Origin of the sequence: Streptomyces sp. NPDC088794 (assembly GCF_044750545.1) — a bacterium.
GTDB lineage: Bacteria > Actinomycetota > Actinomycetes > Streptomycetales > Streptomycetaceae > Streptomyces.
The window spans coordinates 155,223-178,324 of the sequence record NZ_JBIVKB010000005.1 but is presented as its reverse complement, the minus strand read 5'-3'; the positions used below and the strand labels follow the sequence as shown (position 1 = coordinate 178,324).

Below are 23,102 nucleotides of genomic sequence, written 5' to 3'. Positions count from 1 at the left end.
CGACGGACCGCTCGGCCGACGGGCGGCCCACGAACCCTCCCGCCTCGGTCGCGGACCCCTCAGGAACCCTCCCGCTTGCGGGGCGGATGCGTGCTCTTGGCGTGGGTGCGCAGGCGTGAGGTCACGTCCTCAGGGGGGAGGAAGCGCGACCAGCGCTCCGGGAACTCCGAGGGCATGTCCGGGTCCTCGGGGTCATGGTCGGGATCGTGGTCGGGGCCGCGGACGGCGGCGGCCCGGGCCGCGTACTCGGCGACCTGCGCCTCGCGCAGCCGCTCGTTGGAGGCGCGGGCCGCGGCCGTGGCGGCGGTCGGCCAGATCCGGTCGATCGCGGCGTTGACCGCGGCCCCGACCAGGACGGCGAACGCGGACACGCCGATCCACAGCAGCACGGCGACGGCCGCGGCGAGCGAGCCGTAGATGGTGGCGCCCTCGATGGTGCTGGTGATGTAGATGCGCAGCAGGAAGCTGCCCAGCACCCACATGCCCAGCGCCACCAGGGCGCCCGGCACGTCCTCGATCCAGGGCGAACGCACGGGCACGGACACGTGGTAGAGCGTCGTCAGGAAGACGACGGACAGGACGATCACCACGGGCCAGTACAGGACCTGTACGAGGGTCTCCGACCACGGCACGACCCCCACCACCGCGTCGGGCCCCGCGACCATCAGCGGCAGCGCGACCGAGCCGATCAGCAGGCCCACGATGAACAGCAGGAACGACATCACGCGGGTCTTGACGATGCCGCGGACGCCGTCGAGGCCGTACATGACGGTGATGGTGTCGATGAAGACGTTCACCGCGCGGGAGCCCGACCACAGGGCGAACAGGAAGCCCACCGAGATGACGTCGGGCCGGCCGCCCTTCACCACGTCGTGCAGGATCGGCTGGGCGATCTCGGCCACGCCCTTGTCGGACAGGACGGTGCGGGACGCCTCCAGGATGTTGTTCTCGAGGCTGGTGATGGTGTCGGTGCCGGTCCAGTCGTCGACGTAGCCGAGCAGACCGATGAGGCTGAGCAGCAGCGGTGGCACGGACAGCAGCGTGAAGAACGCGGCCTCGGCGGCGAGGCCCAGGATCCGGTACTCCATGCACGAGTTGACGGTGTCCTTGAGCAACAGCCAGGCGGTCCGGCGCTTCGAGACGTTCCGATAGAGGGCACGCGCCCGGTGGAGACGGCCGGAGGGCCGTTGTGGGGAGTCACTTGCTGGCTGCACGACCTAAAGGTATCCGCCGTGGCTGCGTGCACTCATCCTCGGCCCGGCAAAAACGAACGAATTTTCTGTCATGACCGTGATGGCCGGTTTGTTCGCTCGCTCAATCGGTCATTTCTGTAAACGTCACACGTCGGCGACTTGATCACGAATTCCAGAGGGTCAGAAACAAGCCAATGGCCGAAACCCCCTTGAACCATTCGTGAAGTTTCCGAAAGAATCCGCCTTGCATTCGTTGCGTTCGCTGAGGACGACTCAGACGCACACGACACGGGGGACATCGAGGGTCTCTGACCAGGACCCGATCCAGTCGCGTTACCCGTGGTCCGCATGGGATCCATGCGGATCGCGCCGTGCTGCCCTGCGCCATTTTCACGCGACCACTCGACACACATCCGCACCATTCTGAACTCGAATCCAACCCTTTCCCAATGTTCTGGAATTTCGCCCTGCCCTGAACAGCGGAGCGAATTCCTTCGTACTTATTTCCGGGGAATTCGTATGCCTGTTCCGTATCCATTGACGCGCACACCACCGCCGCCACCGGCCCCGCCGGACGGCGCGGACTCCGCCGCGCCGCGGATCGTCGGGGTGGACACCGCCCGTGGTCTCGCACTGCTCGGGATGTTCTCCGTACATGTGTACGGCGCCTTCGCGTCGGACGGTTCGCCCACCCCGGCGTGGATGCTCGCGGGCGGCCGGTCCGCGGCCACGTTCGCGCTGCTGGCCGGGGTGGGCCTGGCGTTCACCACCGGCGGGCGCCGACCGGTCGTGGGGCGACCGCAGTACGCGGCGGTCGCCACCCGGGCGGCGCTGATCGGGCTCACCGGGCTCCTGCTGGGCCATGCCTCGCGCGCCGCGGACCTCGGCGTGGACGTGATCCTCGCGTTCTACGCCCTGCTGTTCCTGTTCTCGATCCCCTTACTCCGCCTGCGCCCCCGCACCCTGGCGGCGCTCTCCCTCACCCTGGCCCTGGCGGGTCCCGTCGCCGTGCACCTCCTGCGCGGTGTGCTGCCCGAGCCGGCCTTCGACGGCGACCCCGTCCCCACCGACGTGGTCACCGATCCGCTCGGGCTGCTCTCGGACCTGCTGGTGCACGGCAACTACCCGGTGGTCGCATGGATGACGTATCTGTGCGCGGGACTCGCCGTAGGCCGGCTGGACCTGACGTCCGTACGGATCGCACGGCGGCTGTTGCTGGGCGGGCTCGCCCTGGCGGCCGGTGCCTGGCTCACCGCCACCGCCTGGCTCACGCAGTTCGGCGGGCTGTGGCACCTGTGGCGGGCCGAGTTCGCGGACACTCCGTGGCGCGAGGCGCGGCCCGAGGTGCTGTGGGACACCGGCGACGACTCCACCTGGTGGTCGCTCATCTCCCGCGCCCCGCACTCGACCTCACCGTTCGACCTGCTCCAGACCCTCGGTTCGGCGTGCGCCCTGCTCGGCGCCGCCCTCCTGCTGACCCGGCTCACCCCCACCCGCCGGCTGCTCGGCCCCCTCACCGCGGCGGGCACCATGCCGCTCACCCTGTACTGCGCCCACGTCCTGCTCCTCGCCACGGGCGCCCTGGGCGACTCCCCCGACCTCCTGTACGGCCTACTCGCCGCGGGTTCGCTGCTCTTCGCCGTCTGCTGGCGGCGCGCGGTGGGCCGCGGACCGCTGGAGGCCGGCATCGCCGTGATCGCCGGAAAGGCGCGTCAAGTTACCCGGCCGTCGGTGGAACCGCAGAGCTCACAAAGCTCGTAAAGCATGTAAAACCAGTAAGGAGCACACGTGGTGGGAAAAACCGACACTGTCACCGAGAGCGTCCTCGCGGAGGTGCTGGCCGGTGTAGTACGCAAGGAACACATACCGGTCGACAGCCACTTCTTCGACGATCTCGGCGCCAATTCCCTTGTCATGGCCCACTTCTGTGCCCGCGTCAGGAAGCGCGCGGATCTGCCGTCGGTGTCGATGAAGGACGTCTACGGTCATCCCACGATCCGCCGCCTGGCCGCGGCCCTCGACACCGCACCGGCCGCCGCGCCGGCCGCCGAGGTCGTGGCCCCGGCCCCGCCACCCGGCAGCACCCCGCGCTATCTCCTGTGCGGCGCGCTCCAGTTGCTCGTCTTCACCGCCTACTGCCTGCTCGCCGGACTGGTGTTGGGCAAGGGCTACGAGTGGATCTCCGCCACCGACGCCGTGGTCTCGGTCTATCTGCGGTCGCTGGTCTTCGGCGCCGCGGTGTTCGCCGGCGCGTGCGTCCTGCCGGTGGTCGCGAAGTGGCTGCTGGTGGGCCGCTGGAAGGAGACGGAGTTCCCGGTCTGGAGCCTGGCCTACGTCCGCTTCTGGACCGTCAAGGCACTGCTGCACGCCAACCCGCTGATCCTGTTCACCGGCAGCCCGCTGTACGTGCTGTACCTGCGGGCGCTGGGCGCGCGGATCGGCAAGGGCGTCACGATCCTGACCCACTCGGTGCCGGTCTGCACCGACCTGCTGACGGTCGGCGCCGGCACGGTGCTCCGCAAGGACTCCTACCTGCTCTGCTACCGCGCGGAGGCCGGCCGCATCCGCACCGGTCGGGTGACGCTCGGCAGCGACGTGTACATCGGTGAGAAGACCGTCCTGGAGATCGGCACGACGATGGGCGACGGCGCCCAACTCGGCCACTCCTCCGCCCTGTACGGCGGTGCCGCGGTGCCGGCGGGCGAGCGCTGGCACGGCTCCCCGTCCGTTCGCACCGACGTCGACTACGTCCGCGTACCGCCGGCCCGCTGCACCACTCTGCGCCGGACCCTGTTCGGACTCGGCGGACTGCTCCAGACGGTGTTCGTGTACGTCCCGCTCGCGGTCGGCGGCTCGTATCTGCTGCTCACCCTGGTGCCCGCCCTGGACACTTTGCTCGACCCGACCACCCAGCAGCTGGACTCGGCCGAGTTCTACAGCGAGGCACTGGGGCTGTCCGTCGGCCTGTTCGTGGCCTCCGTCCTCGTCGGCCTCGCCGTCGTGACGCTGATCCCGCGCCTGCTGAAGCCGTTCCTGCGCCCGGACCGGGTCTATCCGCTCTACGGCTTCCACTACTCGGTGCAGCGCGCGATCGCCCGCATGACCAACATCAAGTTCTTCAAGTGGCTGTGCGGCGACAGCTCGTACATCGTCCACTACCTGCGGGCCATCGGCTACGACCTCTCGCACGTGGAGCAGACCGGCTCCAACTTCGGTACGGAGGTGTCGCACGAGACGCCGTACCTGGCGACCGTGGGCAGCGGCACGATGGTCGCGGACGGTCTGTCGATCGTGAACGCCGACTTCTCCGCGACCTCCTTCCGGGTCACCCGGGCGACGATCGGACCGCACAACTTCCTCGGCAACAACATCGCCTACCCCAGCGGCGGCCGCACCGGCGACAACTGCCTGCTCGCGACCAAGGTGATGGTCCCGCTGGACGGCGAACTCCGCGAGGGCGTGGGCCTGTTGGGCTCGCCCTCCTTCGAGATCCCGCGCTCGGTGGAGCGCGACTCCCGCTTCGACCACCTGCGCGAGGGCCCCGAACTGGCGCGCCGGCTGGCCGCGAAGAACCGCTACAACCTGCGCTCGATGGGCCTGTTCCTGTTCGTGCGCTGGCTGCACTGGTTCGCGATGACGGTCCTCGGCTTCGCCGCCGTCGACCTCTACGGCGCGAGCGGCGCCCTCGGTGGTCTGCTGATCGGCGCCTCGCTCATGGCGGGCCTGGTGTTCAGCACCGGCTACTACGTGCTGGTGGAGCGGATGATCGGCCGGTTCAGGTCGCTGGAGCCGACGCTGTGCTCGATCTACGACCCGTGGTTCTGGTGGCAGGAGCGCCTGTGGAAGGTGCCGGACAACCACCTCGTCGTCTTCAACGGGACGCCGTACAAGAACCTCGTCTGGCGGCTGCTGGGCGTCCGCATGGGCCGTCGGGTCTTCGACGACGGCGCCTACATCACCGAGCGCACGCTGACCGCGATCGGCGACGACTGCACGCTCGCCGCGCACACCAAGGTGCAGGCCCACTCCCAGGAGGACGGCACCTACAAGTCCGAGCGCATCACCATCGGCGCCGGCTGCACGCTGGGCACCGGAGCGCTGGTGCACTACGGCGTCTCGATGGGCGACGGCGCCCTGCTGGCACCCGACTCCTTCCTGATGAAGGGCGAGGAGATGCCGGCGGCGGCGCACTGGGGCGGGAATCCGGCGGTGCCCGTGACGGCGGCGCCGGTGACAGGGGGGTCCGCGCGAGCGGTGCCTGTGAACGGGGCGTCCCGCAACGGGGTGCCCGCCAAGGGGGGAAAGACATGAGGGAACCGATCCCGCACTGGACGCTGACTCCGGTGCCGGGCACGGCGGAGTACGAGGTCCCGCTGCCGCCGGGACAGCGGACCGGGCCGACCGCGCTCGCGTCCGCGCACGCCAAGGTGCTGGCCGCGCTGACCGGTGAGCCGGGCGCCGAGGACGACGACCTGGACGTGAGCGTCACGGACGGGGTGCTGCGGCTGCGCTACCGCACCGACGTCCTGGACGCCGAGGCGGCCGCGCGGATCGCCGGCTACCACCTGACCGCGCTCGCCGAACCCGACCGGCCCACGCTGCTGTCGGAGGAGGAACTCCGGTTCCAGCTCGACGAGTTGGCGGGAGCGGTCCGGGACCTGCCGGACCGACGGGTGCACGAGCTGTTCGAGGAGCGGGTCGCCGCCCACCCCGACGCCGTCGCGGCCGTGCAGGGCGACCGGCAGTGGACGTACCGGGAGCTCAACTCCCGGGCCAACCGCGTCGGTCGGGCGCTGCTCGCGCGCGGTCTGGAACGCGAGGGCGTGGTCGCCGTCGTCATGGAGCGCAACCTGGACTGGCTCGCGTCCGTCCTCGCGGTGCTCAAGGCGGGCGGGGTGTACCTGCCAGTCGAGCCGCACTTCCCGGCCGACCGCATCGCCCGCACCCTCGGCCGGGCCGGCTGCGGCCTCGTCCTGACCGAGCGGGGCAGCGACACCAACCTGGAGTCGCTCGACCGGCTGTTCGTGGAGACGGCGTACGCCGAGGACCACGCCGACGGTGATCTGGGCGTGTCCGTCACCGCCGACCAGGCCGCGTACATCTACTTCACCTCCGGCTCCACGGGCGAGCCCAAGGGCGCGATGTGCGAGCACGCCGGGTTCGTCAACCACGTCCTCGCCAAGATCGAGGACCTGGGCTTCGAGACCGGGGGCACGGTCGCGCAGACGGCACCGCAGTGCTTCGACATCTCCCTGTGGCAACTGGTCTCGGCGTTGCTGGTCGGCGGGCGCACGCTGCTGGTCGGTCAGGAGACCATCCTCGACGTGTCGGCCTTCGTGGACACGATCGCGCGCGGCCGGGTGAACGTGGTCCAGATCGTGCCGTCGTATCTGGAGGCCATCCTGGCCGAGTTGGAGCAGCGCCCACGCGAACTGCCGGACCTGCGCTGTGTGTCGGTCACCGGCGAGGCGGTCAAGCAGGAGCTGGTGCAGCGCTGGTTCACCGCGATGCCCGGCATCCGGCTCGTCAACGCCTATGGCCTGACGGAGACTTCGGACGACACCAACCACGAGGTCATGCACGAGGTGCCGGCCGGGGACCGGGTGCCGCTGGGGCGGCCGATCCGCAATGTGCGGGTGTACGTCGTCGACGAGGACCTGGTGCCCGTACCGCTGGGCGCGCCCGGCGAGATCGTCTTCTCCGGGGTCTGTGTGGGGCGCGGCTACGTCAACGACCCCGAGCGCACCCGGGCCGCCTTCACCGAGGACCCCTACCGGCCCGGCGAGCGGCTGTACCGCAGCGGTGACCACGGGCGCTGGCGGCCCGACGGGAAGCTGGAGTTCCTCGGCCGGCGCGACAGCCAGGTGAAGATCCGCGGCTTCCGCGTCGAGCTCGGCGAGGTCGAGAACGCGCTGCTGCGGGTGCCCGGTGTGCGGGACGGCGCGGTGGTGGTCGTGGGCGGTGTGCGCCTGGTGGCGTTCTGCACCGGGCCGCACCCGGTGGACGCCGAGAAGGTACGGGAGGTGCTGGGGGCCTCGCTCCCGGCCTACATGGTCCCGTCCCTGGTGCACTGGCGGGACGTCCTGCCGCTGACCGCCAACGGCAAGACCGACCGCAAGTCGCTGACCGCGCTCGCCGAGGACCTCGACGCCGCCGGGTCCGGCACCCCGGACACACCGGGTGAGCGGCGGCTGGCCGCGGCCTGGGCGGAGGTGCTCGGCATCCCGGAGCAGCGGATCGGCCGCCGGGACCACTTCTTCGACCGCGGCGGCACCTCGCTGTCCGCCGTGAAGCTCGCGATCGTCCTGGACCGGGCGATCACCCTCAAGGACGTCACCCGGCACCCGGTCCTCGCGGACCTGGCCGGGCTGCTCGACCAGCATCACTGAAAGGGACAACCCGCAATGTCGTACACCTCTGAAGCCACGCTTCCGGGCCTGGAACTCGCGCCCGGCGCTCCACCTCTGCTGCACGCCAAGTCCGATCTCCACCCGGCCAATTGGGTCGCCGCCCACCGGGACGCGCTGCACGCGGTCCTCCTTGAGCACGGCTGTGTGCTGGTCCGCGGCCTTGGCCTCGCCGACCCGGACGCGACCGAGGCCGTCGCCCGCCGGCTGACCGACCGGCTGATGTCCGACCGGGAGCCCTTCGCGCCCCGGCGCGGCTACGCGGACGGCGTGTACTCGTCGACGAAGTGGCCGCCGAACCAGCAGATGTGCATGCACCACGAGGTCAGCTACGGCCTGGAGTTCCCGGGCCTGCTGCTGTTCGCCGGTCTGGAGGCGCCCGAGTCCGGCGGCGCGACCGCGGTCGCCGACGCGTCGGCGGTGCTGGAGACCCTGCCCGCGGCGCTGGTCGAGCGGTTCGAGTGGGAGGGCTGGCTGCTGACCCGCTCGTACAACGACGAGATCGGGGCCTCGGTCCAGGAGGCCTTCGGCACCGACGACCGCGGCGCGGTCGAGCGCTACTGCCGCGCCCAGGGCATCGAGTTCGCCTGGCAGGGCGACGGTTCGCTGCGCACCCGGCAGCGGCGCAGTGCGGTGCTGCGCCATCCGGTGAGCGGGCGGCGGTGCTGGTTCAACCAGATCGCCTTCCTCAACGAATGGACCATGGAACCCGAAGTGCGCGACTACCTGGTGGACGAGTACGGCTCCGACGGACTGCCCTTCAACACCCGCTTCGGCGACGGTGATCCGATCGGCGAGGACGTGGTGCTGGAGATCAACGAGGCCTACGCGGCGCACACCGTGCGCGAGCCGTGGCGCTCGGGGGATCTGCTGCTGGTGGACAACATCCGTACCGCGCACGGCCGGGAGCCGTTCGACGGACCGCGCGAGGTGCTGGTGGCGTTCGGGAACCCGGTGGGGCGCACCGAGTGCGAGGTGAGCGGCGTATGAGCACGGTCGCACCGGACTTCGCCGTCATCTCCGGCGAGCAGGTCCAACAGGCGCTGAGCGGACGGGAGTCCGAGATCGGCGAACTCGTCGAGGCCGTGTACCGGCTGCACGGGGAGGGCGACTCGGTGAACCCGCCGTCGTACTTCCTGCGCTTCCCGGACCGGCCGTCGTCCCGGATCATCGCGCTGCCGGCCTCGCTGGGCGGGCCGTTGCCGGTGGACGGGCTGAAGTGGATCTCCAGTTTTCCGGAGAACACCAAGTCGGGGCTGCCACGGGCGTCGGCGGTGCTGATCCTGAACGACCCCGACACGGGCTATCCGTTCGCCTGTCTGGAGAGCTCGGTGATCAGCGCGACGCGGACGGCGTCCTCGGCGGCGCTGGCCGCGGACCGGCTGAGCCGGACGCGGACGCGTCCGACGCGGGTCGGTTTCATCGGCACCGGGCTCATCGCACGCTATGTGCACACTCATCTCACCGGCACCGGCTGGGAGTTCGAGGAGACGGGCGTGCACGACCTGAACGCCGACAGCGCGGCCGGGTTCCGCGGCTATCTGGAACGGTCGGATGCCAAGGGCCGGATCACCGTGCACGGCGATCCGGAGTCCCTGATCCGTTCGTCGGACCTGGTGGTCTTCGCGACGGTCGCGTCCGCGCCGTACATCCACGACCCGTCCTGGTTCGCCCACCATCCGCTGGTGCTGCACGTGTCGCTGCGGGACCTCGACCCGAAGATCCTGCTCGACTCGGCGAACTTCGTCGACGACGTCGAGCACTGTCTGAAGGCCGAGACCTCCCCGCACCTGGCCGAACAGCTCACCGGCGGGCGGGAGTTCCTGGACGGGACGCTGAACGACGTACTGACCGGGCGGGCCACCGTCCCGGGTGACCGGACGGTGGTGTTCTCGCCGTTCGGACTGGGGGTGCTCGACCTGGCGGTCGGCAGGTTCGTCCATGACGAAGTGGCCCGAAGGGGCGGGCTGCACGTCGTCGACGGGTTCTTCCACGAGCTGCGCCGGTACGGCTGACGGCCATGCACGTGGCGCATGAGGAGGGGGGCGTCATGCCCGTAATTTCTGAACCGGCACAGTTCAACGAGGACGAGCTCTATGTCGACCTTCGGGCCGCACTGGGGCTCCCGCTCTACCTGAAGTGTGAGGGATTCAACTTCGCCGGCTCCGTGAAGCTGAAGGCGGCGACCGAGATGGTCGACGCCGCCGAGCGGCAGGGCCTGTTGCGGCCCGGCTCGGTGCTCGTGGAGTCGTCGTCCGGGAACCTGGGCGTGGCCCTGAGCGTGATCGCCGCGAGCCGGGGCCACCGGTTCCTGTGCGTGACCGACTCGCGCTGCAACCTGCCGACGATCCGGTTGATGGAGGCGCTCGGCACCCGGGTGCACGTCATCAGGGAACCGGACGTGCACGGCGGGTTCCTGGGCGCGCGGATCGCGTACGTACGGGCGCTGTGCGCGTCCGACGACCGGTACGTGTGGCTCAACCAGTACACCAACCAGGGCAATTGGCGGGCGCACTTCCGCACCACCGCGCCGGCCATCGCCCGCCGCTTCCCGGACCTGGACGTCCTGTTCGTCGGGGCCGGCACGACCGGGACCCTGATGGGCTGCGCCCGCTGGTTCTGGCAGTGGCGGCGCCGGGTGCACATCGTCGCCGTCGACAGCGTCGGCTCGGTGAGCTTCGGCGGCCCGGCGGGACCGCGGATGATTCCCGGCCTCGGCACGAGCGTGCCGCCGCCCATGCTCGACGAGTCCTACGTCAACGACGTGGTCCGCGTCGAGGAGACCGACACCGTGCTCGCCTGCCGTCGCCTCGCCGCCCGCGGCTTCCTGTTCGGCGGCTCGACGGGCACGGTCGTCAGCGGCGCCGGCCAGTGGCTGGCCCGCAACGGCCGGGCCGGCCTCACCTCGGTGGCCATCGCCCCGGACCTCGGCGAACGCTACCTCGACACCGTCTACCACGAGGACTGGCCCCTCACGCCGACCGAGACGGTCGCCACCCTCGACACGGAGGAGGCGGTGGCGATGGCCCGCCCGGCCTGACGGGGTGACGGGCGCGGGCCTGACGGTTGCTTCCGGGCAGGTCGGTGCGCGGTAGGTTCGCGGGCATGGCGCGAACGACCCACACCGTGACCAACCAGGCCCCGCCCCTGACCGGGTACGACGTCTACTCCGCCGACCGCGTCCTGACGGAGGCGGTCGAGCGGCATCTCGATCCGGCGCTGTCCGAGAAGGCCGGTGCCGAACTGGCCGCCCTCGGGCGGGCCGCCGGGTCGGCGCAGGTGCAGGAGTGGGGGGTGCAGGCCAACGAGAACCCGCCGCGACTGCGGACGCACGACCGGCACGGGCATCGGATCGACGAGGTCGAGTTCCATCCGGCCTGGCACCGGCTGCTCGGCAAGGGCGTCGCGGCGGGGCTGACGGCCGCCTGGGACCGGCCCGGCGGCCATGTCCGCCGGGCCGCCGCGTTCCTGGTGTGGACGCAGGTCGAGGCCGGCAACTGCTGCCCCCTGTCGATGACCCACGCGGCGGTGCCCGCCCTGCGCGCCGACCCGGACCTGGCCGCGGAGTGGGAGCCGCGACTGACGTCGACGGTCTACGACCGCGAACTGCGCCCCGCCCACCTCAAGGCCGGGGCGCTGTTCGGGATGGGCATGACGGAGAAGCAGGGCGGCAGCGACGTACGGACGAACGCCACGGCCGCGCGGCCGCTCGACGAGGACGGCACCTACGAGCTGACCGGGCACAAGTGGTTCTGCTCGGCGCCGATGTCGGACGGCTTTCTGGTGCTGGCGCAGGCTCCCGGCGGACTCACCTGCTTCCTGGTGCCGCGCGTGCTGGCGGACGGCACCCGGAACGTGTTCCTGCTCCAGCGGCTCAAGGACAAGCTGGGCAACCGGTCGAACGCTTCGAGCGAGGTCGAGTTCGACGGGACCTGGGCGCGCCGGGTCGGTGCGGAGGGGCACGGGGTGCGCACGATCATCGACATGGTGACGGCGACCCGGCTGGACTGCGTGATCGGGTCGGCGGGGCTGATGCGGCAGGCCGTCGCACAGGCGGTCCATCACTGCGGCCACCGCGAGGCGTTCGGCGCCAGACTCGTCGACCAGCCGCTGATGCGCAACGTGCTGGCCGACCTCGCGCTGGAGTCCGAGGCGGCCACCACCCTCGCCCTGCGGCTCGCGGCGGCCTACGACGACGGGGGCGAGCAGGAACGGGCGCTGCTGCGGATCGCGGTGCCGGCCGCCAAGTACTGGGTGACCAAGCGCTGTTCGCCGGTCGCGGTCGAGGCCGCCGAGTGTCTGGGCGGCAACGGCTATGTCGAGGAGTCGGGGTTGCCCCGGCTGGTGCGCGAGTCGCCGCTCAACTCGGTGTGGGAGGGCGCGGGCAACGTCCAGGCACTGGACGTGCTGCGGGCGCTGCGCAGGGAGCCGGCCGCGCTGGACGCGTATCTCCAGGAGGTCGGCCGGGCGCGGGGCGCGGACCACCGGCTGGACGGGGCGATCAAGGGTGTGCTGACCGAACTCGCCGATCTGGAGGGCGTCGAGGGACGGGCGCGGCGGCTGGTGGAGCGGCTCGCGCTGGTGCTCCAGGGGTCACTGCTGGTCCGGTTCGCGCCATCCGAGGTCGCGGACGCCTTCTGCGCCGGGCGGTTGGGCAGCGACGGGGGTGCGACCTTCGGGACACTGCCGTCCACGCTCGACCTGGCGTCGGTGGTGGAGCGGGCCCGACCACTGTCCTGACCTGCGGGGAGGGCCGGACGCGGGGGTGGTGCTGCGCCGACACGGCACCACCCCCGCCCAGTGGCCCGTAGACAGGCCTGGTACGCCGCTCGGGACGGCGTTGCTCAAGTTTCAACCAGGGTTTGGCAGTTCACCAGGGTTGCAGAGGGTTGCAACTTGCTGCTTTCTGTGGCTGGACCGTGCACGTCCCTCAGGCGGGAACGACACTATGAGACGGTCAGTCAACGGACTGCCGGCTCCGTGGCCGAATCGCGACGGTGTGTCCGGCGGTCCCGACCCCTTCTCCCTGGAGGTCCCGTGGCGCTCTCGCCGACGGACGTCACCCAGTTCGCCGCGGTCGACACCACGCGCGCGGCGCGGGTGCTCAGCGAGGTCCGCTCCGCCACGCTCGCGGGGCAGCGGGCGCCCGTCGCGCCGCGGCCGGTGATCGAGCAGTCCTGGGGGCGCACCCTGCGCAGCGGCGTCGATCCCGAACGGGACCTGCGGGCCGGGGTGCTGGACGCCGACGAGGTGCGGCGGCGCCGGGACTCGACGGAGCTGCGGCATGTGCTGCCGGTGCTGCGCGAGGGGCTGTTGTCGGTCGCGGACGTCGCCCACCACATCATGGTGGTCGCGGGCCCGGACGGCCGGGTGCTGTGGCGGGAGGGCAGCACACCGGTGCTGCGCCGGGCCGACGGTCTCGGCTTCGAGGTCGGCGCCGACTGGCGCGAGGAGGTCGTCGGCACCAACGGCGTGGGCACCCCGGCGGTGGTCCGCCGGCCCGTGCAGATCTTCGCCTCCGAGCACTTCGTGCGCTCACTGGCCACCTGGACCTGTACCGGCGCCCCCATCACCGACCCGCGCGACGGGCGGCTGCTGGGGGTGGTGGACGTCAGCGGACCGCTGGAGACGATGCACCCGGCCACGCTCGCCTGGGTCGACTCGGTGGCCAAGCTCGCCGAGGCCCGGCTGCGCGAGCTGCACATGACCTCGCTGGAGCGGCTGCGCGCGGTGGCTGCCCCGGTCCTCGCCCGGCTGTCGGGGCGGGCCCTGGTGGTGGACCGGAACGGCTGGACCGCCGCGGTGACCGGGCTGCCGGCGCCCGGCCGGATCGCGCTGCCCAAGTCCCTGGCGCCGGGCCGCCGGTGGCTGCCGCCGTTGGGGCCCTGCTCGGTGGAGCCGCTGGCCGGCGGCTGGCTGATCAGGGCGTCCGACGAGCCGACCCCGCGCGCCGCCACCCGCGTCGTGCTGGATCTGACCCGTCCGCGCCGCTGGACGGTGACGGTGTCGGAGTGCGCGGGTTCCTGGAGCCGCGAACTGAGCCCCCGGCACGCCGAGTTGCTCTATCTGCTGGCGCTGCACCGAAACGGGCGCAGCGCGGCGGGCCTGGCCGAGGACGTGTTCGGCGACGCGGCCCGCACGGTGACCGTACGGGCCGAGATGTCACGGGTACGCCGGTATCTCGGCGGCCTGTTGGAGCATCGGCCCTACCGGTTCCGCGAGCAGGCCGAGGTCGAGGTGCTCCTCCCCGACGACCCGCTGGACCTGCTGCCGTACTCGACGGCCCCCGCGCTGACGGCGGGACGGACTCCGACCGAGACCCCCTGAATATGCCCGATCCGTCACCGTGCGTGCCCGAGTGACGGCATCTTCCGCATATTTGCAGGGTCTTCGTCCCCCGCGGCCCTCGCCTGCCGTAGCATCCCACTACGGGCCACCCCACCTGCTCCTTGGTCAACGCTCGGACCAACCACCGCAGTTGGCTCGCCTCGGGAGGTTCGATGAAGCAACGCGGCAGACACCGCAGGCAAAGGCGCGGCCAGGCGGTGCGCGGCTTCCTGGCCGGGACCGCGCTCGCCCTCACCGCGGCCGCCACCATGATCAGCGCTTCTCAGGCCACCGTCAGTGACACTCCCGGCGGTCTGAAGCCGCTGGCCGCAGACGCCAAGGGGGCCGACCTCCGGCTCCAGGAGCACCTCGTCCCCCAGGGCACCCTCGACCGCCTCTCCGCCGCCATGGGCAAGCCGGTCGGCGTCCGCGCGGTCCTCGACGACAGCGACCGGACCCTGCGCGACGCGGCCGACTGCACCACCTCCGAGCGCGGCACCCTGCCCGTCGAACCGGCGGCCACGCGCGCCTACTGCTGGGACAGCGCCGACAGCAGCGGCTGGCAGGCCGGCGCGGTCACCACCTCCGGGGACGCGGACGACGACGGTCACTGGGGCGAGAACCGGGTGATCCTGTCCGGCTGGAGCCACGACACCGCGCGGGGCAAGGGCTCCGGCATCGCCCGGGTCGCCTTCGTGAACGCCGACGATCCCGCGCATCTGACGTACACCTGGGCGGTCCTCGCGGTCCCGGTGGACGGCGGACGCGACTACCGAGGTCTGCCCTCCGCGGTCTCCGGCATGGTCTGGTACCAGGGCAAGCTGCTGGTCACCACCGCCACCGGCCTCTACGCGTACGACATGCGCCGTGTACAGCGGGCCACCGTCGACAGCCTCAAGGTCGGCAAGGTGCGCGGCGGCTGGGCGGCGTACGGCTACCGGTACGTGCTGCCGGCGATCGGCTCGTACACGCTCGGCGGCGGGTCCCCCCGTCCCACGGCGATCTCCCTGGACCGCAGCACCGCGCCGGACAGCCTGGTCGCGAGCGAGCGGGTGCCCGTGGACGGTGATCTGCGCACCCGGCTGTGGCGCTACGCGTTCAGCTCGGACCCGGCACGGGCCGGGCTCCTGGCCACGGACTCCGCCGGGAACGCGGTCGCGGACGCGGCCTACGAGACGAAGGTGACCGGCGTCGCGGGCGTCCTCTCGCTCGACTCGACCTGGTATCTGGACCGGGCGGCCGACACCGCGGGCGACCACGGCACCCTCTGGCGGCAGAACGCGGACGAGGCGAAGACCACCGAGTGCGGCTCGGACGCCTCGCACCAGTGCTGGAGCGGCCGGGCGGGTTCGCTCTCCTACTGGGCGGCGACCGGCGAGGTCTGGTCCCAGTCCGGCCGGATGCTGTACGCGCTGCCGCTGTCCTCGATCGACAAGTCCGCCGGCCGGTAATCGACAAGCCTCCGGGCCGGATGATTCCCTGGCGGGCATGAGCACCTTCCCCGTGACCACCTGGTCCCTGGAGCAGACCGCCCCGACCGACCTGCTGCCGGCCGCCGCGCCGGACGGGGACGTCCGGATCGTCCGCTCCGAGCTGCCCTCCCCCGAGTTCAGCCGTTTCCTGTACGCCTCCGTCGGCGGCGACATCCTCTGGACCGACCGGCTCGGCTGGCCGTACGCGCGCTGGGAGCAGTATCTGGACCGGCCGGGCGTGGAGACGTGGGTCGCGTACGAGCGCGGGACGCCCGCCGGGTTCGTGGAGCTGGACCCGCAGGACGACGGGGTGGTGGAGATCGCCTACTTCGGGCTGATCCCCGCCTTCCGGGGCCGCCGGATCGGCGGCCATCTGCTCGCGTACGGCGCCGCCCGCGCCTGGGACCTCGCGGACCGGTGGCCGGGTCTCGCCCGCACCAAGCGGGTCTGGCTGCATACATGCAGCAAGGACGGGGAGCACGCCATGGACAACTATCTGCGCCGGGGCTTCACGCTCTTCGACACCAAGGTCGAGGAGGAGCGGGAGGTGACCACGCCCGGCCCCTGGCCCGGGGCATACCCCGCCTGACCTGCGCGGACAAGACCGCGTGCGGCGCATGTGACCGATGACACCCGCGTCTCGCACTTCGAGACCAGGGTGTCCGCATGTCGGACGAAGCTGGACTGTGTCCAGATCGCCATGACACGCTTCCGTCATGTCCGGAACTGGAATTGCCTTGGTGAGTCGGCGGCACGTCGATCTCGGCCGCATGTCCAGCGCCATCTGTCCGGCGAGCTGAGAGCCGCAGCGACACCGACATCTCCTGCATACGTCTCATCCCGCGCAACGACGCGCACGTAGACCCATGCGCCCGTACCCGCAGGTAAGAGCCGCTCCCGTCTGTCCCGGAGGACCTCCAACATGGCCGCCACCCCGCAGAACCCTGGTGCCGCAGCGCCCCGACGCAAGGTGAGCCGTCACCGCGGTGAGGGTCAGTGGGCAGCGGGACACTTCACCCCGCTCAACGGCAACGAGCAGTTCAAGAAGGACGACGACGGTCTCAATGTGCGGACACGCATTGAGACGATCTACTCCAAGCGCGGCTTCGACTCGATCGACCCGAACGACCTGCGCGGCCGGATGCGCTGGTGGGGTCTCTACACCCAGCGCAAGCCCGGGATCGACGGCGGCAAGACCGCGATCCTGGAGCCGGAGGAGCTGGACGACAAGTACTTCATGCTGCGCGTCCGCATCGACGGCGGCCGGCTGACCACGGACCAGCTGCGGGTGATCGGCGAGATCTCGCAGGAGTTCGCGCGCGGCACGGCCGACCTCACGGACCGCCAGAACGTGCAGTACCACTGGATCCGCATCGAGGACGTGCCCGAGATCTGGAACCGGCTCGAAGCCGTCGGGCTCTCCACCACCGAGGCCTGCGGTGACACACCCCGCGTGATCCTCGGCTCGCCCGTCGCCGGCATCGCCGAGGACGAGATCATCGACGGCACACCGGCCATCGACGAGATCCACGGCCGCTACATCGGCACCAAGGAATTCTCCAACCTGCCGCGCAAGTTCAAGACCGCGATCTCCGGCTCCCCGCTGCTCGACGTGGCGCACGAGATCAACGACATCGCGTTCGTCGGCGTCGAGCACCCCGAGCACGGCCCCGGCTTCGACCTGTGGGTCGGCGGCGGTCTGTCCACCAACCCGAAGATCGGCGTCCGGCTCGGCGCCTGGGTCCCGCTGGACGAGGTCCCGGACGTCTGGGCCGGCGTGATCGGCATCTTCCGCGACTACGGCTACCGGCGCCTGCGCACCCGCGCCCGCCTGAAGTTCCTCGTCGCCGACTGGGGCCAGGAGAAGTTCCGCCAGGTCCTGGAGGACGAGTACCTGGGGCGCAAGCTCGTCGACGGCCCCGCCCCCGCCCAGCCGGTGGCCCGCTGGCGCGACCACGTCGGCGTCCACCGCCAGCAGGACGGGCGTTTCTACGTCGGTTTCGCCCCGCGCGTCGGCCGCATCGACGGCGCCACCCTCACCAAGATCGCCGAGCTGGCCGAGGCGCACGGCTCGGGCCGGGTCCGTACCACCGTCGAGCAGAAGATGATCGTGCTCGACGTCGAGGAGGACCAGGTCGACTCGCTGGTCGAGGGCCTCGCCGCACTCGACCTGACCGCCAAGCCCTCCTCGTTCCGGCGCGGCACCATGGCCTGCACCGGCATCGAGTACTGCAAGCTCGCCATCGTCGAGACCAAGGCGCGCGGCGCCGCGCTGATCGACGAACTGGAGCGCCGGATCCCGGAGTTCGACGAGCCGATCACCATCAACATCAACGGCTGCCCGAACGCCTGCGCCCGTATCCAGGTCGCGGACATCGGTCTCAAGGGCCAGTTGGTCCTCAACGACCAGGGCGAGCAGGTCGAGGGCTTCCAGGTGCACCTCGGCGGCGCGCTCGGTCTGGAGGCCGGGTTCGGCCGCAAGGTCCGTGGCCTGAAGGTGACTTCGGAGGAGCTGACCGACTACGTCGAGCGCGTCCTGAAGCGGTTCCAGGCCGAGCGCGAGGACGGCGAGCGGTTCGCGACCTGGGCCACCCGCGCCTCCGAGGAGGCCCTGTCGTGAGCGAGCGGGCGGCCCCCTTCTACTGCCCCTACTGCGGCGACGAGGACCTGCGTCCCAGCGAGCAGGGCCACGGCGCGTGGGAATGCGGAGCGTGCAATCGAGCCTTCCAGTTGAAGTTCCTCGGGCTGCTGTCCCGGGGGCTTCAGCGCACCGAAACGGGAGGGGACGAGATATGACCACCGTTCAGGAAGACCGCACGACCGACGACTTGAAGGCCCTTGCGGAGCAGGCGGGCCGCGACCTGGAGGACGCCTCCGCGCTGGAGGTCCTCCAGTGGGCGGTCGACACCTTCGGCAAGCGGTTCTGCGTGACCTCCTCCATGGAGGACGCGGTGGTCGCCCACCTCGCCTCCCGGGCCAGGCCCGGCGTGGACGTCGTGTTCCTCGACACCGGCTACCACTTCCCCGAGACCATCGGCACCCGGGACGCCGTCGAGGCCGTGATGGACGTCAACGTCATCACCCTCACCCCGCGCCGGACGGTCGCCGAGCAGGACGCGGAGTACGGTCCCAAGCTGCACGACCGCGACCCCGACCTGTGCTGCAAGCTGCGCAAGGTCCAGCCGCTGGAGCAGGGCCTGACCAAGTACACCGCCTGGGCGACCGGGCTGCGCCGCGACGAGTCCCCGACCCGGGCGAACACCCCGGTCGTCGGCTGGGACGAGAAGCGCCGGAAGGTCAAGGTCTCGCCGATCGCCCGCTGGACCCAGGACGACGTGGACGCCTACGTCGCCGAGCACGGCGTACTGACCAACCCCCTGCTGATGGACGGCTACGCGTCCGTCGGCTGCGCCCCCTGCACCCGTCGTGTGCTGGAGGGCGAGGACGCCCGGGCCGGGCGCTGGGCGGGCCGCAACAAGACCGAGTGCGGGCTGCACGGCTGACCATGACGACCACTCAGGAGATACAGGAGACACACGTGACGACCGGAGCCACCGTCTGGCTCACGGGTCTGCCGAGCGCCGGCAAGACCACCATCGCCTACGAGCTGGCCGGCCGGCTGCGCGAGGAGGGCCACCGCGTCGAGGTGCTCGACGGCGACGAGATCCGCGAGTTCATCTCCGCGGGCCTCGGCTTCTCCCGCGCGGACCGGCACACCAACGTGCAGCGGATCGGCTTCCTCGCCGAACTGCTCGCCCGCAACGGCGTGAAGGCGCTGGTCCCGGTCATCGCGCCGTACGCGGACAGCCGCGAGGAGGTGCGCAAGCGCCACCAGGAGAGCGGTGCCGCGTACCTGGAGGTGCATGTGGCGACCCCGGTCGAGGTGTGCTCCGAGCGGGACGTGAAGGGGCTGTACGCCAAGCAGGCGGCGGGCGAACTCAGCGGGCTCACCGGGGTGGACGACCCCTACGAGGCGCCCGAGTCGCCCGACCTGCGCATCGAGTCCCAGCACCAGACCGTCCAGGAGTCCGCGGCCGCACTCCACGCGCTGCTCACCGAGAGGGGACTGGCATGACGACCGTCGCCACGACGGAGGACGGTACGGCCAGTCCGTACGCCCTCTCCCACCTGGACGCGCTGGAGTCCGAGGCGGTGCACATCTTCCGCGAGGTGGCGGGCGAGTTCGAGCGACCGGTGATCCTCTTCTCCGGCGGCAAGGACTCCATCGTCATGCTGCACCTGGCGCTCAAGGCGTTCGCGCCGGCGGCGGTGCCCTTCTCGCTGCTGCACGTCGACACGGGCCACAACTTCCCCGAGGTACTTGAGTACCGGGACCGCACGGTCGAGAAGCACGGGCTGCGGCTCCATGTGGCCTCCGTGCAGGACTACATCGACCGCGGGGTGCTGAAGGAGCGTCCGGACGGGACCCGTAATCCGCTCCAGACACTGCCGTTGACGGAGAAGATCCAGGCCGAGAAGTTCGACGCCGTGTTCGGCGGCGGTCGGCGGGACGAGGAGAAGGCCCGCGCCAAGGAGCGGGTGTTCTCGCTGCGGGACGAGTTCTCCCAGTGGGACCCGCGCCGGCAGCGGCCCGAGCTGTGGAACCTGTACAACGGACGTCACGCACCCGGCGAGCACGTCCGCGTGTTCCCGCTGTCCAACTGGACCGAGCTGGACGTCTGGCAGTACATCGCCCGCGAGGGCATCGAGCTGCCGCAGATCTACTTCGCGCACGAGCGCGAGGTGTTCCAGCGGGCCGGCATGTGGCTGACCGCCGGCGAGTGGGGTGGCCCCAAGTCCGGGGAGAGCGTGGAGAAACGGCAGGTCCGCTACCGGACCGTCGGCGACATGTCCTGCACGGGCGCCGTCGACTCCGACGCGACCACGCTGGACACCGTCATCGCCGAGATCACCGCCTCCCGGCTGACCGAGCGCGGCGCGACCCGGGCCGACGACAAGATGTCCGAGGCCGCGATGGAAGACCGCAAGCGCGAGGGGTACTTCTAAGCATGAGCACCACCACGGAACTCACCGGACTCGCCGAGACGACCCTGCTGCGGTTCGCGACGGCAGGCTCGGTCGACGACGGCAAGTCCACGCTCGTCGGGCGCCTGTTGCACGACTCCAAGTCGATCCTCACCGATCAGCTGGAGGCCGTGGAGCGTGCCTCGGCGAGCCGTGGCGCCGAGGGCCCGGACCTCGCGCTGCTGACGGACGGTCTGCGCGCCGAGCGCGAGCAGGGCATCACCATCGACGTGGCCTACCGCTACTTCGCCACGCCCAGGCGGCGGTTCATCCTCGCCGACACCCCCGGCCACGTGCAGTACACCCGCAACATGGTGACGGGTGCCTCCACGGCCGAGCTGACGGTGATCCTGGTCGACGCCCGCAACGGCGTGGTCGAGCAGACCCGTCGGCACGCGGCGATCGCCGCCCTGCTGCGCGTCCCGCACGCGGTGCTCGCCGTCAACAAGATGGACCTGGTCGAGTACAAGGAGTCCGTCTTCGCGGCGATCGCCGAGGAATTCACGGCGTACGCGCACGAGTTGGGCGTCCCGGAGGTCACCGCGATCCCGATCTCGGCGCTCGCCGGTGACAACGTGGTGGAGCCGTCCGCGAACATGGACTGGTACGGCGGCCCGACGGTCCTGGAGCACCTGGAGACGGTCCCGGTCGCCCACGACCTGAGCCACTGCCACGCCCGGCTGCCCGTGCAGTACGTGATCCGGCCGCAGACCGCCGAGCACCCGGACTACCGGGGCTACGCGGGCCAGATCGCCGCCGGCAGCTTCCACGTCGGCGAGCCCGTCACCGTACTGCCCTCGGGCCGTGCCTCCCGGATCGCCGCGATCGACCTGCTCGGCGAGCCGGTCGACGCCGCCTGGACCACGCAGTCGGTGACCCTCCTGCTGGAGGACGACATCGACATCTCGCGCGGCGACCTGATCGTGCCCAGCAAGGACGCCCCGGCGACCACGCAGGACGTCGAGGCGACCGTGTGCCATGTCGCCGACCAGCCGCTGACCGTCGGCCACCGGGTGCTGCTCAAGCACGGCACCCGTACGGTCAAGGCGATCGTCAAGGACATCCCGTCCCGTCTCACACTCGACGACCTGTCCCTGCACCCGCACCCGGGACAGCTCGTCGCCAACGACATCGGCCGGGTGAAGATCCGCACCGCGGAGCCCCTGCCGGTGGACTCGTACGCCGACTCCCGGCGCACGGGCTCGTTCATCCTGATCGACCCGAACGACGGCACCACGCTCACCGCCGGCATGGTCGGCGAGTCGTTCGCGTCCCCGGAGCCGGTCAAGAACGAGTCCGACGACGACAGTTGGGACTTCTGAGATGAACTCCCAGGACTTCTACTCCACGTTCGCGAAGGAGGGCGGCCGCGTCGGCAGCGGCGCCCTCGGCAGCGGGCAGGGCGGAGTCGCGCGATGTGTGTGCTGACGTACGCGCACCGCCTGCGCGCCCACTCCCCCCACCCGACGTCCCGGACACGACGAAGACCCTTGCCGAACTTCCCGGCCACGACCTGAGAGACCGTGACCCGCCGGGCCAACGAGAGGAACGCCTCCCGTGCCTGCCAACCGCTCAATATTCCTCCGCCGCGGCGTCGCCGTGGTCGCCGCACTTCCCCTGCTGGCACTCGCCGCCTGCGGCTACGGGTCGGACTCCAAGGACGACACCTCGGGTGCGAAGGTCGCCGCCGGGTCCAAGAAGATCGACGGCCTCGACTCCGTCAAGATCGGCTACTTCGGCAACCTGACCCACGCCACCGCGCTCGTGGGCGTGCAGAAGGGCTTCTTCCAGAAGGAACTCGGCGCCACCAAGGTCGCGCCCGCCATCTTCAACGCGGGACCCTCGGAGATCGAGGCGCTGAACGCGGGCTCCATCGACATCGGCTGGATCGGCCCCTCCCCGGCGATCAACGGCTACACCAAGTCCGACGGCAAGAGCCTGAAGATCATCGGCGGTTCGGCCTCGGGCGGCGTGAAGCTGGTCGTCAACCCGAAGAAGATCAAGACCCTGAAGGACGTCAAGGGCAAGAAGATCGCGACGCCCCAGCTGGGCAACACGCAGGACGTGGCGTTCCTCAACTGGGCCGCCGACCAGGGCTGGAAGGTCGACGCGCAGAGCGGCAAGGGTGACGTCACGGTCGTCCGCACCGACAACAAGATCACGCCGGACGCCTACAAGGCCGGTTCCGTCGACGGCGCCTGGGTGCCGGAGCCGACCGCGTCCAAGCTGGTCGCCGAGGGCGCCAAGGTGCTCCTCGACGAGTCGGACCTGTGGCCGGACAAGAAGTTCGTGATCACGAACATCATCGTGTCGCAGAAGTTCCTCAAGGCGCACCCCAAGGCCGTCGAGGCCGTGCTGAAGGCCTCCGTCGAGACCAACAAGTGGATCAACGCCAACCCGGACGAGGCGAAGGCCTCGGCGAACAAGCAGCTGGAGATCGACTCCGGCAAGGCGCTGCCCGCCGACGTCCTGGACCCCGCGTGGAAGTCGATCGAGATCACCGACGACCCGCTGGCCTCCACCCTCAACTCCGAGGCGGAGCACGCGGTCAAGGCCGGTCTGCTGGAGAAGCCGAACCTCGACGGCATCTACGACCTCACGCTCCTCAACAAGGTCCTCAAGGCCGCGGGTGAGAGCCCGGTCGACGCCGCCGGCCTCGGCACCAGCTGACGTACCCG

19 protein-coding genes are annotated in these 23,102 nt (G+C 70.7%); 18 read left to right on the top strand and 1 reads right to left on the bottom strand.

Annotation, left to right across the window (positions count from 1 at the left end; genetic code table 11):
- Positions 1 to 59: 59 nt before the first annotated feature.
- Positions 60 to 1,214, bottom strand: coding sequence for a YihY/virulence factor BrkB family protein (locus ACIP6U_RS16205; RefSeq protein WP_401717384.1), 1,155 nt, complete (start codon positions 1,212 to 1,214; stop codon positions 60 to 62).
- A gap of 498 nt (positions 1,215 to 1,712) precedes the next feature.
- Here ACIP6U_RS16205 and ACIP6U_RS16200 point away from each other — a divergent pair, with 498 nt between their 5' ends.
- The 18 genes from ACIP6U_RS16200 (at position 1,713) to ACIP6U_RS16115 (ending at position 23,094) form a co-directional block, all read left to right on the top strand.
- A complete protein-coding gene (locus ACIP6U_RS16200) occupies positions 1,713 to 2,954 on the top strand; it encodes a heparan-alpha-glucosaminide N-acetyltransferase domain-containing protein (RefSeq protein WP_401717381.1) in 1,242 nt (413 codons plus the stop codon).
- Positions 2,955 to 2,984: 30 nt separating this feature from the next.
- On the top strand, positions 2,985 to 5,504 hold the full coding sequence (locus tag ACIP6U_RS16195; protein WP_401717378.1) for a Pls/PosA family non-ribosomal peptide synthetase: 2,520 nt from the start codon (positions 2,985 to 2,987) through the stop codon (positions 5,502 to 5,504).
- The gene (locus ACIP6U_RS16190; RefSeq protein WP_401717375.1) at positions 5,501 to 7,582 is read left to right on the top strand and encodes an amino acid adenylation domain-containing protein; all 2,082 of its coding nucleotides are present in this window, start codon (positions 5,501 to 5,503) and stop codon (positions 7,580 to 7,582) included. Before ACIP6U_RS16195 ends, ACIP6U_RS16190 begins: the two co-directional genes overlap by 4 nt.
- Positions 7,583 to 7,597: 15 nt before the next feature.
- Entirely contained in the window at positions 7,598 to 8,590 is a 993-nt protein-coding gene (locus ACIP6U_RS16185) for a TauD/TfdA family dioxygenase (protein WP_401717372.1), read from the top strand.
- A complete protein-coding gene (sbnB, locus tag ACIP6U_RS16180; RefSeq protein ID WP_401717369.1) occupies positions 8,587 to 9,615 on the top strand; it encodes a 2,3-diaminopropionate biosynthesis protein SbnB in 1,029 nt (342 codons plus the stop codon). Before ACIP6U_RS16185 ends, sbnB begins: the two co-directional genes overlap by 4 nt.
- Before the next feature lie 35 nt (positions 9,616 to 9,650).
- Positions 9,651 to 10,640 carry a 2,3-diaminopropionate biosynthesis protein SbnA gene (sbnA, locus tag ACIP6U_RS16175; RefSeq protein ID WP_401717366.1) on the top strand — a complete coding sequence of 330 codons (990 nt, stop codon included), beginning with the start codon at positions 9,651 to 9,653 and terminating at the stop codon, positions 10,638 to 10,640.
- A gap of 65 nt (positions 10,641 to 10,705) precedes the next feature.
- Positions 10,706 to 12,340, top strand: coding sequence for an acyl-CoA dehydrogenase family protein (locus tag ACIP6U_RS16170; RefSeq protein ID WP_401717363.1), 1,635 nt, complete (start codon positions 10,706 to 10,708; stop codon positions 12,338 to 12,340).
- Positions 12,341 to 12,637: 297 nt separating this feature from the next.
- The gene (locus ACIP6U_RS16165; RefSeq protein WP_401717360.1) at positions 12,638 to 13,927 is read left to right on the top strand and encodes a GAF domain-containing protein; all 1,290 of its coding nucleotides are present in this window, start codon (positions 12,638 to 12,640) and stop codon (positions 13,925 to 13,927) included.
- A 173-nt stretch (positions 13,928 to 14,100) separates the two neighbouring features.
- The gene (locus ACIP6U_RS16160; RefSeq protein WP_401717357.1) at positions 14,101 to 15,378 is read left to right on the top strand and encodes a hypothetical protein; all 1,278 of its coding nucleotides are present in this window, start codon (positions 14,101 to 14,103) and stop codon (positions 15,376 to 15,378) included.
- Positions 15,379 to 15,415: 37 nt separating this feature from the next.
- Positions 15,416 to 15,988, top strand: coding sequence for a GNAT family N-acetyltransferase (locus ACIP6U_RS16155; protein WP_401717354.1), 573 nt, complete (start codon positions 15,416 to 15,418; stop codon positions 15,986 to 15,988).
- 127 nt (positions 15,989 to 16,115) lie between these two features.
- Complete coding sequence (locus tag ACIP6U_RS16150; RefSeq protein WP_309486338.1) at positions 16,116 to 16,199, top strand: putative leader peptide; 84 nt, start codon at positions 16,116 to 16,118, stop codon at positions 16,197 to 16,199.
- A 122-nt stretch (positions 16,200 to 16,321) separates the two neighbouring features.
- Positions 16,322 to 18,019: a nitrite/sulfite reductase gene (locus tag ACIP6U_RS16145; protein ID WP_401717351.1), complete on the top strand. Its 1,698-nt coding sequence runs from the start codon at positions 16,322 to 16,324 to the stop codon at positions 18,017 to 18,019.
- Positions 18,016 to 18,195, top strand: coding sequence for a hypothetical protein (locus tag ACIP6U_RS16140; protein WP_123996898.1), 180 nt, complete (start codon positions 18,016 to 18,018; stop codon positions 18,193 to 18,195). The genes ACIP6U_RS16145 and ACIP6U_RS16140 overlap by 4 nt, the downstream gene beginning before the upstream one ends.
- Complete coding sequence (locus ACIP6U_RS16135; RefSeq protein ID WP_401717348.1) at positions 18,192 to 18,902, top strand: phosphoadenylyl-sulfate reductase; 711 nt, start codon at positions 18,192 to 18,194, stop codon at positions 18,900 to 18,902. Before ACIP6U_RS16140 ends, ACIP6U_RS16135 begins: the two co-directional genes overlap by 4 nt.
- A 35-nt stretch (positions 18,903 to 18,937) precedes the next feature.
- Positions 18,938 to 19,474 carry an adenylyl-sulfate kinase gene (cysC, locus tag ACIP6U_RS16130; protein ID WP_401717345.1) on the top strand — a complete coding sequence of 179 codons (537 nt, stop codon included), beginning with the start codon at positions 18,938 to 18,940 and terminating at the stop codon, positions 19,472 to 19,474.
- On the top strand, positions 19,471 to 20,406 hold the full coding sequence (gene cysD, locus ACIP6U_RS16125) for a sulfate adenylyltransferase subunit CysD (RefSeq protein WP_123996901.1): 936 nt from the start codon (positions 19,471 to 19,473) through the stop codon (positions 20,404 to 20,406). The genes cysC and cysD overlap by 4 nt, the downstream gene beginning before the upstream one ends.
- A gap of 2 nt (positions 20,407 to 20,408) precedes the next feature.
- The gene (locus tag ACIP6U_RS16120; RefSeq protein ID WP_401717342.1) at positions 20,409 to 21,746 is read left to right on the top strand and encodes a sulfate adenylyltransferase subunit 1; all 1,338 of its coding nucleotides are present in this window, start codon (positions 20,409 to 20,411) and stop codon (positions 21,744 to 21,746) included.
- A gap of 235 nt (positions 21,747 to 21,981) precedes the next feature.
- Positions 21,982 to 23,094: an aliphatic sulfonate ABC transporter substrate-binding protein gene (locus tag ACIP6U_RS16115; protein ID WP_401717338.1), complete on the top strand. Its 1,113-nt coding sequence runs from the start codon at positions 21,982 to 21,984 to the stop codon at positions 23,092 to 23,094.
- The last annotated feature ends 8 nt before the right edge of the window (positions 23,095 to 23,102 follow it).

Coding starts and splice junctions, on each gene's coding strand:
- ACIP6U_RS16120 (WP_401717342.1), top strand. CDS start 20,409: ATGAGCACCACCACGGAACTCACCGGACTCGCCGAGACGACCCTGCTG.
- sbnA (WP_401717366.1), top strand. CDS start 9,651: ATGCCCGTAATTTCTGAACCGGCACAGTTCAACGAGGACGAGCTCTAT.
- ACIP6U_RS16155 (WP_401717354.1), top strand. CDS start 15,416: ATGAGCACCTTCCCCGTGACCACCTGGTCCCTGGAGCAGACCGCCCCG.
- ACIP6U_RS16170 (WP_401717363.1), top strand. CDS start 10,706: ATGGCGCGAACGACCCACACCGTGACCAACCAGGCCCCGCCCCTGACC.
- cysD (WP_123996901.1), top strand. CDS start 19,471: ATGACGACCGTCGCCACGACGGAGGACGGTACGGCCAGTCCGTACGCC.
- sbnB (WP_401717369.1), top strand. CDS start 8,587: ATGAGCACGGTCGCACCGGACTTCGCCGTCATCTCCGGCGAGCAGGTC.
- ACIP6U_RS16150 (WP_309486338.1), top strand. CDS start 16,116: ATGTCCGGAACTGGAATTGCCTTGGTGAGTCGGCGGCACGTCGATCTC.
- ACIP6U_RS16135 (WP_401717348.1), top strand. CDS start 18,192: ATGACCACCGTTCAGGAAGACCGCACGACCGACGACTTGAAGGCCCTT.
- ACIP6U_RS16160 (WP_401717357.1), top strand. CDS start 14,101: ATGAAGCAACGCGGCAGACACCGCAGGCAAAGGCGCGGCCAGGCGGTG.
- ACIP6U_RS16190 (WP_401717375.1), top strand. CDS start 5,501: ATGAGGGAACCGATCCCGCACTGGACGCTGACTCCGGTGCCGGGCACG.
- ACIP6U_RS16185 (WP_401717372.1), top strand. CDS start 7,598: ATGTCGTACACCTCTGAAGCCACGCTTCCGGGCCTGGAACTCGCGCCC.
- ACIP6U_RS16145 (WP_401717351.1), top strand. CDS start 16,322: ATGGCCGCCACCCCGCAGAACCCTGGTGCCGCAGCGCCCCGACGCAAG.
- ACIP6U_RS16200 (WP_401717381.1), top strand. CDS start 1,713: ATGCCTGTTCCGTATCCATTGACGCGCACACCACCGCCGCCACCGGCC.